The 16,398-nt window shown below is 49.3% G+C and carries 11 protein-coding genes; 10 read left to right on the top strand and 1 reads right to left on the bottom strand.

The window, feature by feature from the left end; genetic code table 11:
• Positions 1 to 403 precede the first annotated feature (403 nt).
• The 3 genes from GC097_RS21595 (at position 404) to GC097_RS21585 (ending at position 5,034) form a co-directional block, all read left to right on the top strand.
• Entirely contained in the window at positions 404 to 2,146 is a 1,743-nt protein-coding gene (locus GC097_RS21595; protein WP_171685373.1) for an ABC transporter ATP-binding protein, read from the top strand.
• Positions 2,147 to 2,199: 53 nt separating this feature from the next.
• Positions 2,200 to 4,254, top strand: coding sequence for an ABC transporter ATP-binding protein (locus GC097_RS21590; protein ID WP_171685372.1), 2,055 nt, complete (start codon positions 2,200 to 2,202; stop codon positions 4,252 to 4,254).
• Between the two features lie 465 nt (positions 4,255 to 4,719).
• Positions 4,720 to 5,034 carry a hypothetical protein gene (locus GC097_RS21585; RefSeq protein ID WP_171685371.1) on the top strand — a complete coding sequence of 105 codons (315 nt, stop codon included), beginning with the start codon at positions 4,720 to 4,722 and terminating at the stop codon, positions 5,032 to 5,034.
• 69 nt (positions 5,035 to 5,103) lie between these two features.
• On the opposite strand, the gene GC097_RS21580 is transcribed toward GC097_RS21585, so the two are convergent.
• Positions 5,104 to 5,724 carry an NAD(P)-dependent oxidoreductase gene (locus GC097_RS21580; protein WP_171685581.1) on the bottom strand — a complete coding sequence of 207 codons (621 nt, stop codon included), beginning with the start codon at positions 5,722 to 5,724 and terminating at the stop codon, positions 5,104 to 5,106.
• A gap of 161 nt (positions 5,725 to 5,885) precedes the next feature.
• Between GC097_RS21580 and rluF the strand changes: the two genes are divergently transcribed.
• The 7 genes from rluF (at position 5,886) to GC097_RS21545 (ending at position 16,398) form a co-directional block, all read left to right on the top strand.
• Positions 5,886 to 6,614 carry a 23S rRNA pseudouridine(2604) synthase RluF gene (gene rluF / locus GC097_RS21575; protein ID WP_171685370.1) on the top strand — a complete coding sequence of 243 codons (729 nt, stop codon included), beginning with the start codon at positions 5,886 to 5,888 and terminating at the stop codon, positions 6,612 to 6,614.
• Positions 6,615 to 6,759: 145 nt separating this feature from the next.
• A complete protein-coding gene (locus GC097_RS21570; RefSeq protein ID WP_171685369.1) occupies positions 6,760 to 9,114 on the top strand; it encodes an S-layer homology domain-containing protein in 2,355 nt (784 codons plus the stop codon).
• Positions 9,115 to 9,349: 235 nt separating this feature from the next.
• Positions 9,350 to 10,606, top strand: a complete 1,257-nt coding sequence (ilvA, locus tag GC097_RS21565; RefSeq protein ID WP_171685368.1) for a threonine ammonia-lyase IlvA — start codon at positions 9,350 to 9,352, stop codon at positions 10,604 to 10,606.
• Positions 10,607 to 10,810: 204 nt separating this feature from the next.
• A complete protein-coding gene (locus GC097_RS21560) occupies positions 10,811 to 12,337 on the top strand; it encodes a putative bifunctional diguanylate cyclase/phosphodiesterase (protein ID WP_171685367.1) in 1,527 nt (508 codons plus the stop codon).
• Positions 12,338 to 12,597: 260 nt separating this feature from the next.
• Positions 12,598 to 13,659, top strand: a complete 1,062-nt coding sequence (locus GC097_RS21555) for a BMP family lipoprotein (protein ID WP_171685366.1) — start codon at positions 12,598 to 12,600, stop codon at positions 13,657 to 13,659.
• A gap of 125 nt (positions 13,660 to 13,784) precedes the next feature.
• Positions 13,785 to 15,326: an ABC transporter ATP-binding protein gene (locus GC097_RS21550; protein WP_171685365.1), complete on the top strand. Its 1,542-nt coding sequence runs from the start codon at positions 13,785 to 13,787 to the stop codon at positions 15,324 to 15,326.
• Complete coding sequence (locus GC097_RS21545) at positions 15,319 to 16,398, top strand: ABC transporter permease (RefSeq protein ID WP_171685364.1); 1,080 nt, start codon at positions 15,319 to 15,321, stop codon at positions 16,396 to 16,398. Before GC097_RS21550 ends, GC097_RS21545 begins: the two co-directional genes overlap by 8 nt.

Below are 16,398 nucleotides of genomic sequence, written 5' to 3'. Positions count from 1 at the left end.
TATAGTTTTTTTCTCCGATTGACAGGGGCTTGAAAAGGGTGTTAAGATCACCTCTGTAAGCGCGAATATACAACTTTTGTAAATTATAAAGACGCAAGCTGATTGCGGTTAAGAAGGAGGGTTTCAAGATGATTAAGATGGTTCTGGATCCAATTGTTCATTTTGAGCACGAAGATATCGACCTGCCAATTTCATACTTAGTAACCCGTCTGTTGGCCGAAACAGAAGCTCCTTAACGGTGCTTTTTATTTGGCTGCTGCAACCCCTTCACATACGCTGATGAAGAAGCGCGGGTTACGAAGAAGTTCGTAACGAGCGCTTTTCTGTTTTTAGAAAGGGCATATCGCTGCGTGCGGTGTGCCTTTTTTGCGTGAAGAAGTAAAGTAAAGGAGTGACGAAATTCATGTTTACCGTATTGAAAAAATTAGCCTGGTTTTTCCGAATGAACTGGAAGCGGTACACGTTAGCGATTGTGCTTCTGATTATCGTCGGAATCATTGATGTGATACCTCCGAAGCTGATTGGCTACGCGATTGACGGAATACACATGGGGACTTTAACAGGCAGCAAGCTGTTCCAACTGCTCGCCTTCTGGGGGACGTTAATTGTAGCCGGCTATGGATTGTCCTATGTCTGGCTGTACCAACTGTTCGGGGGCGCTTTTGTCCTGGAGCGCGTGCTTCGCTCGCGATTAATGAGGCATCTGCTGCGGATGACGCCGACCTTCTATGAGCGCAACCGTACGGGAGATCTCATGGCCAGGGCCACGAACGACTTGCAGGCGGTCTCGACAACAGCAGGTTTCGGGATTTTGACCTTCGTCGATTCAACGTTGTTCATGCTGACCATTCTCTGTATGATGGGCTTCTTCATTAGCTGGAAGCTGACGCTCGCGGCGATCTTGCCGCTGCCTTTTATGGCTGCTGCCATCACGATCTATGGGGAGCGCATCCACGAGAGGTTCATCCGAGCTCAGGACGCTTTCGGTCAAATGAACGACCGGGTGCTCGAGACGATTGCCGGGGTGCGCGTCATACGTGCTTTTGTCCAGGAAAAAGCCAGTGAACAAAGCTTCAAAACAATGACTGACGACGTATTCCGCAAAAATATAGCGGTTGCTCTGATCGACGCCCTTTTTGAACCAACGGTCAAAATTCTCGTAGGGATCTCCTATTTAATCGGACTCTGCTACGGAGGGTACATGGTGTTCCATAGTGAATTAACGCTTGGGGAGCTTGTTTCCTTCAATACGTTCCTTGGCATGCTGATTTGGCCGATGTTCGCAATCGGAGAGCTCATGAACATCATGCAGCGCGGCAATGCTTCCCTGGATCGGGTGAATGAGACGCTTGGCTATAAGCCGGATGTCAAAGACGAGCCGAATGCTACGACCCTGCTGCTGCCCAACTCCATTAGCTTCAAAAGCGTTACCTTCCGCTATCCGTCATCTTCCATTGATAATCTCGTCAATATTTCCTTTCACCTTAAACGCGGGCAGACGCTCGGCATTGTAGGCCGTACTGGAAGCGGTAAAACGACGCTCCTCAAACAGCTGCTGCGCGAGTATCCGCTAGGAAAGGGCACGGTTGCTGTCTCGGATACACCGATTGAGCAGCTGAAGATCGACACGATGCACGGGTGGATCGGGTATGTTCCGCAGGAACCGATTCTTTTCTCCAAAACGGTGAGAGAGAACATTATGTTCGGCGGCAGCCAAGGCACGGAGCAACAGCTCATTCAAGCGCTGGAGCTTGCGGCTTTCCGCAAGGACGTCCAGTTCCTGCCGGACGGCTTGGAAACTTTGGTTGGCGAAAAAGGCGTGGCCTTATCCGGCGGCCAGAAGCAGCGCGTATCGATTGCGCGGGCGCTCTATGTAGATCCGGAAATCCTCATGCTGGATGACGCTCTTTCCGCAGTGGACGCCAAGACAGAGGCGGAAATCATCCGCGGCATCCGCTCCGAGCGCGCCGGCAAAACGACGCTGATCACGACGCACCGGCTGTCTGCGGTTCAGCATGCCGATTTGATTTTGGTGCTGGATGAGGGGTATATCGTGGAGCAAGGCACACATGAAGAGCTGCTGGCACTCGGCGGCTGGTATAAAGAGCAGTATGACCGTCAGCAATTAGAGGAGCAGGTTAGCTGAACGGAAGAAATAGAGGAACGAAGACATCTAGTGAAAAGAAGGTGAGAACCCTTATGAAACAAACAGGGAAGCGGTTATTTCAATATGCTGCGATTTTCAAAAAGCCTCTGCTGATCGCGCTGCTGTGCTTATCCGTCGCGGTAGCCACGGAGCTGGCTGGCCCTTTCATCGCCAAGAAGATGATCGACACGCACATCCTTGGCATTGAGAAGCCTTGGTATGAGACGGCGTCAGCAACGCAAACCGAGAAGGCTGTCCCATGGAACGGGACCTTCTATAAGCGGATCGATCATTTCGTAGCAGGGGAGCCGAAGGGGCAGGAGGTTCGCATTCTGCAGGCAGGCACCCAGTTTGTCTGGTTGGATCAGCCGCTCGCATTTGACGGCGCCCGCAAGCTGACGCCGGACGGGAAGCTTACGATTACGCAGGGAACGGAACAGGCGGAGTATACGGTTAAAAAGCTCGGGATTCAGGAGCTCTACACGTTCTACGAGCCTGAATTTACCAGCCTAATGAAGCTGGCAGCCCTTTATTTTGTGCTGATTCTCATTGGCGCAGGTTTTACTTATGGTCAGCGCTATTTGCTGCAGTCCGCGGCGAATCGGATCATTCAGCGGATGCGGAGCGATGTGTTTGCCCAGATTCAACGGCTGCCAATCAACTATTTTGACAATCAGCCGGCGGGAAAAATTGTTTCCCGGATCACGAACGATACGGAGTCTGTCAAAGACCTGTACGTTCAGGTGTTAGCAAACTTTTTTACAGGTACGATTTATATCGTGGGTATCATAGCGGCCTTGTTCATTCTAGATTATAGATTAGCGTTATTTACGCTGCCTGTTCTGCCGTTGCTCTATGTATGGATTATTGTTTACCGCAAATATGCCTCGCACTATAATCATGAAATTCGGGAGCGGATCGGTTCCATCAACGGGATGATTAATGAGGCGATTCAAGGGATGACGATCATTCAGGCTTTTCGCAGACAAAAGGAAACGACGCAAGAGTTTGAGCAATTGAACGAAGAGTACACGAAGTATCAAAATAAATTGCTCAGCTTAAACTCGCTGACTTCCCATAACTTGATGAACGTTGTACGGAACTTGTTCTTCTTCGGTCTCATCTGGTATGTCGGCGGCAGTTCGTTGCATTCGTTAATCACGGTCGGCGTTCTATACGCATTCGTTGATTATTTGAATCGCATGTTCCACCCGATGGTCGGCATTGTGAATCAACTGCCAAACCTGGAGCGGGCCATTGTTTCGGCTGATCGCGTATTCGAGCTGCTGGATGAGCAGGGCATTAACGTAGAGACCGGGAAATCAGAGCGCTATCTGGGCAACGTGAAGTTCGAGCATGTTCGTTTTGCTTACAAAGAAGGCGAAAATGTTCTGAAGGATATCACGTTCGAGGCCAAACAGGGGCAGACGGTAGCGCTTGTGGGGCATACCGGATCGGGCAAAAGCTCCATCTTGAATTTGCTCTTCCGCTTCTACGATGTGAACGAAGGCCGCATCACGGTGGACGGCCGCGATGTGCGCGAGATGCCCAAACAGCTGCTGCGGCAGCATATGGGCATCGTGCTGCAAGATCCGTTCCTGTTCACGGGGACGATTGCGTCCAATGTCTCCTTGGACGATCCGTCCATCACCCGGGAACGGGTCGAGGCGGCGCTGCGCGAGGTCGGCGCAGCGGAGATGTTTCAAAGTCTGCCGCACGGCATCGATGAGCCCGTGATCGAGAAGGGCAGCACGCTGTCGGCCGGGCAGCGGCAGCTGATTTCTTTTGCTCGGGCGCTGGCGTTCGACCCGGCGATTTTGATTCTCGATGAGGCGACGGCCTCCATCGACACCGAGACCGAGGCCGTCATTCAGGCGGCGCTCGAGGTGCTGTCGAAGGGGCGGACCACCTTCATCATTGCCCATCGCTTGTCGACGATTAAGAACGCCGACCAGATTCTTGTGCTCGACCACGGCGAAATCGTCGAGCGGGGCAGTCACGAGGAGTTGATGGGGCTCCTCGGGCGGTATTATCAGATGTACCAGCTGCAGCAGGGACATCCGGAGACAGCCGCCGCTGGCGAAGACGGACTGCGGAGCGGCTTGTAGGCGCGCGGGCGTACAACGTAGACTCGAACAGCACGCCGAGGCTCCGCACTACGTTGCACTTTGTACAACGTAAGAGCGGCTTATTCGCCGAAATCCCGCACTTCGTTGTACAAAGTGCAACCATTTAGCCGGAAAAACCCCCAATATGGCCATTTTCCGCCTGAAGCGTTGCAGAAAGTACAATATAGCTGCGTGCGGAGGCCTAATTACAGCTATAATGTTGCACAAAGTACAACATAAAAAAGACCGTTAGGCGGGAATGCCAAGCGGTCTTTTTTTATGCTGATGTTTAGCCCTTGTTGTACATCTCATGCTTGTAGGTACCCGATTCGCCGTATCCCTGCCCGCTCAGGCTGTCTGTTAGACTTCTTCCTTAAAATTGGGTCTACCGGTATTTCGAGAACACACAGCCCTGTGCTACAATATGGTATAGAAATAATTTCCTTATTGAATTGGAGGAGCTGTATGCGTTCAGATACAATTCGTTTACTCAACTTGCTTCAGCTGCTATCGGAAATCGCGATTGCGGTTGGGTATTTGCTGGGGCTTATCCCTTTCGTGTACCTGTGGTCCTGTGCGTGGGTAATCCCGCTCGTTTTCGTCAATTTAGTGTTTGCTATTCTCACTAACAATGGTACAACGATGAAGTCGATTATCAACATCATTATGGCTTTTTTAAGTTTTATTCCGGTAGCGGGGTATGTGTTCCGCATTGTCGGCATTGTGATCTCGGGGCTCAACATCGCAGCCTTATCTAGGGAAAGAGGCAGACGCTACTAAACCGCAAAAAAGGATGGACGCCCAACCGGCAGCCATCCTTTTCTTATGCCTACTCTTTCCGATCTAGCTCTAGTAGGCCAATCCCACGCGGTGCCCGATGTGCTCGTCTGCGCAAGCGGTAAGGTAGGTAAAAGCCGCCGTGTCGCCTACGGAGATGGATTTACCGTCATCCGGCAAGAAATCCCGTGCCACACGGTAGATTCCAAGCGCCTCGCCGTCTGGCAAGTAGGTTGGGCAGACGATGGTCCACGCCAAGCCAGAGGCCTGCAGCAGCTCCCATGCTTTACGATGCTCCTCGGCGGCCCGTGTAGAGGAGCGTCTGGTTTCCGGCGTTTCATAGCGGAGCAGTCCGGGGTGCTCCTTGCTTTGCAGGATGCCGGCCGTACCGACCGTGACGATTCGGCTCACGCCATGAGATTCCATAGCCCGGATGAGAAGGGGCGTGACCTCCGTCAGTACGGTACCGCCATCGGTGCCGAGGCAGCTGATTACGATATCTACGCCGTCAAGGGAGCGGCGGATGTTGTCAGGGTCACAGGCGTCTCCTTGCAGCAAGGTCAGCTGTTCGGACCTGATTTTTACCTTATGAGGATCACGCACAAGCACGGTTGCTTTGTGGTTGTCTGCCAACGCTTGCTCCAGAACGCGAGACCCTACTCTTCCAGTAGCTCCCAATATAAGAAAATGCATGCTAGCCTCCATGTTGGATCAGTGTGGTTTCTATTATACGCTCCTTGCCTGCCAGGAGGAAATGTTCCTTGCCACTACTGACTTGAACCGTCGAGGTGAATCCAGCATAATAGAAGATACCTAGGGAATAGGATCACGGCATAGAAGGGGATTTCCCAAGCATGAGAATCAATAAGTTTATCAGTGAAACAGGGGTTTGCTCCAGGCGGGAAGCGGACAAGTGGGTGGAAGCGAAACGCGTTACCATCAACGGCGAGCTTGCTGGACTGGGGAGCGTTGTAGGTCCGGGTGACGAAGTTCGGATCGATGGCAAACCGATTGGCGAGAAGAAGGAGCACGTCTACATTGCGCTCAACAAGCCTGTGGGCATTACAAGCACGACAGAAGCTCAAATTCGAGGCAATATTGTAGATTTTGTCGGGCATTCGGAACGTATTTTTCCGATAGGCCGACTCGATAAAGATTCCGAGGGTCTTATCCTTCTAACGAATAACGGGGACATCGTGAATCAGATCTTGCGTGCGGAAAATAATCATGACAAAGAGTACATCGTGACGGTGAACCGCCCGATAACGCCGATGTTTTTGAAGGGAATGGCGAGCGGAGTTCGAATTCTCGGTACGGTCACGAAGCCTTGCGAAATTTATCCGGTTGGCGACCGTGTTTTTCGGATTATTCTTACACAAGGTCTTAATCGGCAAATCCGCCGCATGTGCGAAGCGTTCGGTTACCGGGTGGTGCGCTTGCAGCGTGTGCGGATTATGCATATTCATCTGGGGAATCTGAAGGTGGGCAGATGGCGCGATTTAACGCAAGGGGAAATGAAGGATCTCATGCTCACCCTGAGCAAAGAAAACGCAAAAACGAACAATTCTCCAAACGATCTATAAACCACAACACATGTCCATGCATCCTTGAGGGGTGCTTGGAGATGTGTTTTTTAATTTTTGTGCGGGTTGTCAGCAACTTTCTGTTCGTCACCTGCGTCAAGGAGTATTATGGGAATTTTTACGTTCAAAAAGGAGGAAGAGGACTTTGAAATTAGTCAAACAAGCAGGAACGCTGGCACTTGCTTCAAGTTTGCTGCTCACAGCTGCTCCGGCCGTTTGGGCCAATGAGGTGAGTGTGGGTAGCAAGGCCATTTCACTACCCGTTATGCCTGGTGGCGACGCTAAGACGCTGGATGCCAAAATCACGAAAGAGCAAGCGCTGGAACGGGCGAAAGCCTACATTACGCTGCCTGAAGGCTACACATTTCAATCGATCAGCTTAAACGCTTATTATGGGATCAACGGCCGAAATTTTCCGACGTGGAACATTAACTATGTGAAAAAGGTGAAGGATCAAAACTATGGTTATATGAACGTAGCCATTAATGGCATGGACGGGTCGCTAACCTCTTATTCCATGAACGACAATGATCCCGACCGTAAGCCAAGTTATCCGCCAAAGGTTGACTTCAAAGCAGCCAAAGATGTCGCTTCCGCTTTCATCGCTAAAGTTAACCCAGACAAGCAAAAAGAGCTCATTTACAACGATTCGGAAGAGAAGGCGTTCCGCACGCCTCTGAATGGCAATTATCAATATAATATCCGGTACGACCGAGCGGTTGACGGTGTTCCATTTGCCATCAATGGTATTTCGGTAAGCGTCAATGGAGAAGGCCAAGTTACGAGTTATAACTTTAACTGGATGGATAACGTGACATTCCAGCAGAACGTGACGCCAGTTACGAAAGAGAAAGCCGCACAATTGTTCCGTGACAAAGCTGATTTATCGCTGGTTTACCAGATTCCATACGGCGCCAAAGGAAAGAAATTGCCGATTATTTCTTATATGATGAACGCGTTCTCGCTGAATGCGGTAACGGGAGACGTGTGGCAGGCAGTTCCGCAGACGGAGGAAAGCAAGCCGTTGACGGACAAACCATTAGCCGAACGCCCGACGGCAACATTGAATCTGACCAAGGATGAGGCTGTTAAAAAGGTAAGCAGCGTGTTCAATCTTTCATCGAACTACAAGCTCCAGGAGGCTTCCTACAACGAAGGGACGAACCCTGAAACCGAGGAAACGAATTCCAGTTGGAACCTGAGCTGGAACACAGTTTCTGAGAATGACCCTACAGGTAAACTGGGTAGTGGGAGCGCTTGGGCCGGTGTGAACAGCAAAACCGGTGAAATTACGAATTTCAATAGCTATGTGCCGTACGGACCTGACACTGCTAAGGAGATTGAAGGCAAAATTTCCTTAGAGGAGGCAGTGGCCAAGAGCATTGATTTCGTAAAAAAACAAATCCCTGCATATACCGATCAATTGGTGCTCAGCAAACAATCCGCAAAGGATTACCCGGAAGAGCAGCTTAAACATATGCGGAATTGGGATATCCGCTTCAATCGCGTCATCGACGGCGTTGCAGCAGGCTATGAGGCTGTGTCGATCGGCATTGACCGTGTAACCGGCCAAATCGTGAACTATCAGTTCGGACTCAGCGACATGACGTATCCGAGCCAAAAACCGGAGGTTCTGGCCCTTGATACAGCCAAGGATCTATGGCTCTCCCAGTTCGATATTCAATTAAACTATGTACTCGAAAACGGCGGGTACAACGGCGTCATTCCGATTGAGAAATACAATGTCATGGTAGCCGCAGGAGAGATTCCTCCAACTGCAGTTCCGACTAATGCCAATGAGAAAGTGGAAGCTAAGCTTGTTTACTCGCTCATTCCGAAGTTCAACCGTGAGGCGTTCCTGCTCGATGCGCAAACCGGAAAGTGGAGAAACAGCCAAACCGGTGAAGCCATGTCTTTGGATAAGGTAACCGTAAGCGATATCGACAGCCACTGGGCGAAAAACGAACTTCAACTGATGGTGGATTATCAAGCGCTTGATGTGAAAGACGGCAAAGTCAACCCGGACCAACTAATCAAGCGGGGCGAGCTGGTCAAAATGCTTGTCATCGCCATGAATGGCGGGAACGGGGGCATTTATTACGGAGCGGAACGCAAAGCCTCGTTTGTGGATGTAGGCAGCGCTTCGCCTTACTTCGCATATGTCGAGAATGCGGTCGACCGCGGTTTGCTGGAGGTTGGCTCTGAATTCAATCCAGAAGCTACGCTGGATCGCGAAGAGGTGGCCAAACTGATCGTGAAGGCGCTTGGGTACCAAAACTTGGCGAAATTCGACGGCGTATTCAACAACCGGTTTTCGGATGCCGCTGAAATCAAGCAAGTGGGTGTGGCAGCCATTGTTGTCGGGCTGAACATTATGTCTCTTGACGGCGGCAAGTTTGCGCCGAAGCAAGAAGTTTCGAAGGCTCAAGCAGCCAGCGCCTTTTACCGCTTCCTGCAAAAACGTGCGGAGCTGCAGGATTCGCCGCGTTACTATTACTAGGACGCTGCAAGGAAAAAAAAGAGCTGTCCTCAAGCGGAGTGTTCTACTTGAGGGCAGCTTTTTGCGCTTGGCAGTACCTGCCCACTTGTGCGAAAGGGAACTGTAGGGCATTATTTGGGCTATATCGAGGAGTTCAAAAAATGTTCCAATAATATTTTCTTACAGGCGCTCTCCAGTATGCTACAATAATCTTTAAAATTTATTAAGCATTTGGTGAGAAAGGAAGTAAGAGAAAATGGTTGTTTCCGGAAAAGTAGGTTTGGAAGATATTATTAGGGCCAATCATGTGCTCAGCAAGGTGATCGAACCATCGCCTCTGCAACGCAATGAGCAGCTCTCTAACTTGTATGAATGCAACGTTTATTTGAAACGTGAAGATATGCAAGTCGTACGGTCTTTTAAAATTCGCGGAGCGTACAATGTGATTCAAAGCTTGACGCCGGAGGAACGCGAAGCGGGCGTTGTGTGCGCAAGCGCCGGCAATCATGCACAGGGCGTGGCCTACTCCTGTAAGCAGCTTGGCATCGAAGGGAAAATCTTCATGCCGACGACTACGCCAAGACAAAAAATCTCTCAAGTGAAACTGTTTGGCGGAGCTTTTGTAGAAGTGATTCTGACCGGGGATTCGTTCGATGATTCCTCCAATCATGCGAAGGCGTATTGTGCGAAAGAAAATAAAGTGTTTATTCACCCGTTTGACGACGTGCGTACGATTGCCGGGCAAGGCACTGTCGGTCTGGAGATCATGAATCAAATGTCCGAGACGCCGGACTTTATCTTCGCGACGATTGGCGGAGGCGGCCTTGTAGCGGGCGTGGCGACTTATGTGGATAGCGTTTCTCCGCGCACACGAATCGTTGGCGTCGAGCCGGAGGGCGCAGCCAGCATGCAGGAATCGCTGAAGCAGGGCAAAGTCGTAACCTTGTCTACGATCGAAAAGTTTGTAGATGGAGCTGCAGTCAAACAGGTAGGCGAGCTGACCTTTGACATTTGCAAAGAGAAACTGGAGGATATCGTCATCGTCCCTTCAGGCAAAGAGTGTACGACGATTCTGGAACTTTACAATAACAATGCCATTGTCATCGAGCCCGCAGGCGCGCTTCCTGTTGCGGCGCTTGATGCGTACAGGGATCAGATTCGCGGCAAGAACGTGGTTTGCATCATTAGCGGCGGCAATAATGATATTGACCGGATGCAGCAAATCAAGGAAAGATCGCTCGTGTACGAGGGTTTGAAGCACTATTTTATTCTCAATTTCCCGCAGCGTGCAGGTTCCTTACGTGAATTTCTGGAAGAAGTCCTGGGACCGACTGACGATATTACCCGATTTGAGTATACGAAAAAAAATAACCGGGATGATGCTCCTGCACTAGTCGGTATTGAGCTCAAAAATAAAGACGATTACGAAGGGCTCATCGAGCGCCTGTCCCAGAAGGACTATGGTTACATCGAAATCAATAAGGATCCGAAACTGTTTAATTTGCTGATTTAAGAAAGAATAGCCAGGCTAGGAATAACTATGATATAGTTAATTAGTCCCGTTTTTTACGTTTTTAACCTGAATATCGCTATAGGCGTCTAAGGTTGCCATGCCAACAACGACGGCTGGGCAGCCAATGGGATGCTGTTTACGACACCGAGGCTATTCCCATTTGGAATAGCCTTTTTTGATCACCGGAATGGAGGTTCCCCCCCAATGAGAAGCTTTTTTATAAAGTGGATCCAACGGACCAAAGCGCAGGAGCTCCGCTATTTGGGCATACTGGGCTTTTTTCTGCTGACAGTCAATCTGCTTGCCGTTGCTTCTTTTAAAGTTACCCCTAAAGTTTTATTGTTCGTCCTCATCCAAGCGTTTATCTGCTTCTTTTTTGCCGTATTTATACGTCACTTGCGGTTAAGAGGACTCGAGCAGGAGGAGAAGAGTAAAGAGCTTGCCTATCTGGCCTACCATGATACATTAACGGGACTGCCTAACCGCCGGTTGTTCGAAGACCGGTTGAACAGTGTGCTGCTTCATGCTCAGCGACATGATCATCTTGCGGCCGTTGTCTTTCTGGATATGGACAGGTTCAAGGAAGTCAATGATTCTTTGGGGCACGCTTGCGGAGACCGTCTCATTCGATTGGCCGCCGAAAGATTGCTAGGCTGTCTGCGGGGATCTGACACGGTCTATCGGCAGGGCGGCGATGAGTTTATTATTTTGCTTGAATCTTTTACCAAACCGGAAGATGTGAGAGTGGTAGCTACGCGCATTCAATCGGTTTTGGAGGAGCCATTTATACTGGATGGAAAGCCCGTCGCGATCACAGCCAGCATGGGAATTGCGCTTTATCCGCTAGATGGCACACGGCCCGAGCATCTCTTGCAGCGTGCGGATGAGGCTATGTATGAGGCCAAAAGCCAGGAGAACAGCCGTTTTCAATTCTATGCATCGGACATTGATGTCAGGGTGAAGAGCAAAGCCCATATGGAGAACGAGCTCCGTGCGGCCCTAGAGCAGGAACGATTTGAATTACGGTATCAGCCGCAATATGAAATTGCCGGACGTAAGCTGATCGGCATGGAAGTCAGCCTTCACTGGGAGAAAGGGAGCAGTCAGCTGCGCACCGTCATGGATTGGCGGAAAGCAGCCGAAGAATTGGGCTTCATGGTACCAATCGGCCATTGGGCGATTCGGACGGCGTGCAAGCAGATGAGAACCTGGCAGGACGCAGGCCATGAACCGCTAAGGATGACGATTGCGATTACGGCTTCACAATTCAAAAGTGACTATTTCACCGGAGAAATTGCTGATATCCTGCAAGAGACGGGAATTGATCCCGGGCAGATCGAGCTTGACCTGACAGAGAGCATTACGTCGTCGAATGTGCAAGAAGCGAGCAAGAAGTTGATAATGCTGAAGAAGCTTGGCGTACGCATTACGATGGATGATTTGTGTACCGGGCTGTTTGCGCGAAGCGGCTTGGAGGGCATGCCGTTTGACAGTGTGAAGCTGGACAGCACGTTGATCAGGGATCTGGTCGATGATGACGAAAATCAACTGCTCGCTGCAGCTATCGTTCGGATGGCTAACCGCTTGGGATTAAATCTGATTGCGAAAGGTGTCGAAACGGAAGAACAGTTCGAATACCTGAAATTTTTGCAATGTACGGAGGTGCAAGGAGAACTATTTAGCCAACCGCTGGTACCTGATCAATTTATGACATTAATAGTCGAAAAATAAAAGAAAAGGTCATCTAGATTTTATTAACCGGCGGTAGTATAATAAGTCATTGGGTCTTAAAACCTATATTGTAGGGGCTTACAAAAAAGGCCGTGTCAACTTGTTTGACATCACGAATTATGCTGTGGATTGCTTTTAACTTTCGTTATAAAGTGATACACTCGGTTATAGCCAAACACGCATAATTATGGTGGTTCTGGTCAACCTAGAATGTGGGATTTAAGGTACAATTTTAAATTTATTTTTTGGGGGTAGAAATGATGAAGAAAGTACTCACAACAGCACTGATGGCTGTCACTGTTTCCGCGCTTGCTCTGACTGGTTGCGCCAAAAAAGAAGAAACTAAACCGGCGGCATCCGCAACTCCAGCAGCTAGTTCATCCGCAGCACCAAGCAACAACAGCGGTAAAGATTTCAAAATCGGGATGGTTACAGACATTGGTGGGGTCAACGATAAATCCTTTAACCAAAGCGCATGGGAAGGCTTACAACAACTGAAAAAGCAAACCGGCGCTAACGTGAAGAACCTGGAAAGTAAAAGCGATGCTGACTACACGCCTAACTTGAACCAATTCGTTAAAGACGGCTACAACTTGACATGGGGTATCGGTTTCTTGATGGGCGATGCACTTAAAACGGTTGCAACGCAAAACCCGAACGCGAAATTAGCGATCATTGACAACGTTGTTGAAGCTCCAAACGTAGAATCCGTTACTTTCTCCGAGCAAGAAGGTTCTTACCTTGTAGGTGTGGTTGCAGGTCTTACGACAAAATCCAACAAAATCGGATTCGTCGGCGGTATCGACATCCCAGTTATCAAGCGTTTTGAAGCCGGTTTCGTAGCTGGTGTGAAAGCGGTAAATCCAAATGCGAAGATCCAAATTAACTACACAGGCGCATTCGACAAGCCTGACCTTGGTAAAGCGGCAGCAGCTACGATCTACAACGACGGCGCTGATATCATTTTCCACGCAGCTGGTTCCACAGGTAACGGCGTATTCAACGAAGCTAAAGACCGTGCGAAAAACGGTAAAAAAGTTTGGGTTATCGGCGTAGATAAAGACCAATCCCTTGAGTTCGGCGATGAAGTGACACTGACTTCCATGTTGAAACGTGTTGACAACGCGGTTGCTCGTGTTTCCAAAGACGTAATCGACAACAAATTCCAAGGCGGCAAAACCGTTACACTTGGTCTGAAAGATGACGGTGTAGGCCTTCCTGAGACTTCCAAGAAAAATGTAACAGCCGATATCATGAAAAAGGTTGACGAGTACAAAGCAAAAATCATCAGCGGCGAAATCAAAGTTCCTGAAACACCATAATAAGTGTATAAATGGCATAGCGGTTACGAACGATAGATTTGCTTTCTGTTCAAACAAGGCTAGTTACAATAACTAGCCTTGTTCTTAGTTTAAAGTAATAAAAAATTGATCCTTAGGGTGATCTGATGAGCGAAGTAGTCCCTGTTGTTGAACTTAGCAACATAACGAAGCGGTTTCCGGGCATTGTAGCGAATGATGCCATCAGCTTGAAGCTGATGAAGGGTGAAATCCATGCCCTGCTGGGCGAGAACGGTGCAGGTAAATCCACACTGATGAATATTTTGTTCGGGCTGTATCAGCCTGAAGAAGGCATTATTAAAGTACAAGGCAAGGAAGTTTTTATTGATAGCCCCAATCGGGCGATTGAGTTAGGTATCGGGATGGTGCATCAGCATTTCAAGCTGGTTCAGCCATTTACCGTAACGGAAAATATTATTTTGGGCATGGAGCCTAAAAAAGGGTTTAATGTCGACATTAAAACAGCGCAAGACAAAGTGCGCCGGCTATCCGAGCAATACGGGTTGCGCGTTGATCCAAAAGCAAGAATTGAAGATATTTCCGTCGGCATGCAGCAGCGCGTTGAAATATTGAAAACGCTGTATCGCGGCGCCGATATTCTCATTTTTGATGAACCAACAGCTGTACTAACGCCGCAAGAAATTAGCGAATTGATGGTCATCATGCGCAATTTGGTCAAAGAAGGTAAATCCATCATTCTCATTACACATAAGCTGAAAGAAATCATGGAGATTGCCGATACCGTGACGATTATTCGCCGTGGGAAAGTAATCGGTTCCATTGCAAGCGCAGACGCGAATCCGCAGATTTTGGCGGAGAAGATGGTCGGGCGCGATGTTTCTTTCAAGGTTGAGAAAAAAGAAGTGAAACTAGGGGAATCCGTTCTTAAAGTTAAGGATTTGGTTGTGCGGAATCATCAAGGGCTTGCTGCTTTGAAAGGGCTTAACTTCGAGGTAAAAGCCGGAGAAATTCTGGGCATCGCCGGAGTCGATGGCAATGGACAAAGTGAATTGATCGAGGCGTTAACAGGACTGCGATCCATCGATAGCGGACAAGTCATGCTGACAGGAAGCGACATCACGAACTGGACACCGCGGGAGATCTCCGAGGCAGGCTTGTCTCATATTCCAGAGGATAGGCACAAACACGGACTGGTACTCGATTTCTCGATGAGTGAAAACATGGTGTTGGAAACGTACTTCCACCCTGCTTATAACAAAGCGGGCTTCCTTAATTATGAAGCGATTGACCGCCACGCGGAAGCGCTTATTAAGGAGTTCGATGTAAGAACGCCAACCATTTACAATAAGGCCCGTTCCTTATCGGGGGGCAACCAGCAAAAAGCAATTATTGCCAGGGAAATACACAAGAATCCAAATCTGTTGATTGCCGCTCAACCTACGCGCGGATTGGACGTCGGTGCCATTGAATTCGTGCATCGCCAACTGATTGAGCAGCGGAATAAGGGTAAAGCTGTTTTGCTGATTTCTTTTGAGCTGGATGAAATTATGAATGTGTCGGATCGCATTGCCGTTATCTATGAAGGACAGATTGTGGGAGAAGTGCTGCCGCAAGAGACGAACGATCAAGAGATCGGACTTCTGATGGCTGGCAGCAAGCGCACAGGGAAAGGAGCTGCTCATGAATAAGGTTGTTCGTATTTTTACAAGTGAATCAGCGGTGAATCCCATCGTGGCGATTGTGCTCGGGCTGTTATTCGGAGCGCTCGTCATGCTGGCAGGGGGCTACAACCCGATTGCTGCCTATGGGGCGTTGTTTTCCCGTGTTTTTGGTAATTCATATGACATCGGTGAATCGATTCGTGCGATTACCCCTTTGATTTTGACGGGATTATCCGTTGCATTTGCGTTCCGGACAGGCTTATTTAATATCGGAGCCGAGGGACAATTCGTCATGGGCATGACGGGAGCTACTTTTATTGGTGTAAAAGTAACAGGGCTTCCATGGATCATTCATGCTCCGCTAGCCGTTATCGTCGGTGCGCTCGCTGGAGGACTCTGGGGAGCAATCGCGGGTTATTTAAAAGCGAAACGCGGGGTTAACGAAGTTATCACAACGATCATGCTCAACTGGATCGCGTTATTCCTGTCGAACTATATCGTAAATGCGTTCCTGTTGGAGCCGAAGCAGCAGCGTTCCTACATGATTCAGGACTCGGCTTCGTTAAGCATTACTTGGCTCTCAGACCTTATGAATCATGCCAGGGTTCACTGGGGGACCGTGATTGCGATTCTTGCAGCAGTCGTCTTCTATGTGATCTTATGGAGAACAAAGCAGGGCTACGAGCTGCGTGCCGTCGGCCATAACATTGATGCTGCGAAGTATGCGGGTATGAATGTAAATCGAAATATTGTTAAAGCGATGTTTATTTCGGGTATTTTTGCCGGACTTGGCGGCGTTTTTGAAATTTTGGGCGTATTCCATTATCAAGTTGTTGCAGCAGGTTCGCCGGGTTACGGATTCGATGGCATTGCAGTATCCTTGCTGGGCGCTAACAATCCGATCGGGATTATCCTCGGTGCTGCGCTATTCGGCGGCTTATCCTACGGATCAGCGGGAATGAGCTTTGGTGCCGATGTGCCACCTGAGATTATCCGTATCGTCATCGGTTCGGTAATCTTCTTCGTTGCCACACAAGGGATTGTCAAATGGGTGCTCATCCCGTTCTATAGCAAACGCAAGAAAGAGAGGGCGTCGTAA

It is taken from the genome of Paenibacillus planticolens (genome assembly GCF_013141725.1).
In the GTDB taxonomy this organism is placed as follows: domain Bacteria; phylum Bacillota; class Bacilli; order Paenibacillales; family NBRC-103111; genus Paenibacillus_E; species Paenibacillus_E planticolens.
Note: the sequence above shows the minus strand (reverse complement) of the source record. Positions and strands in the feature narration are given on the sequence as shown.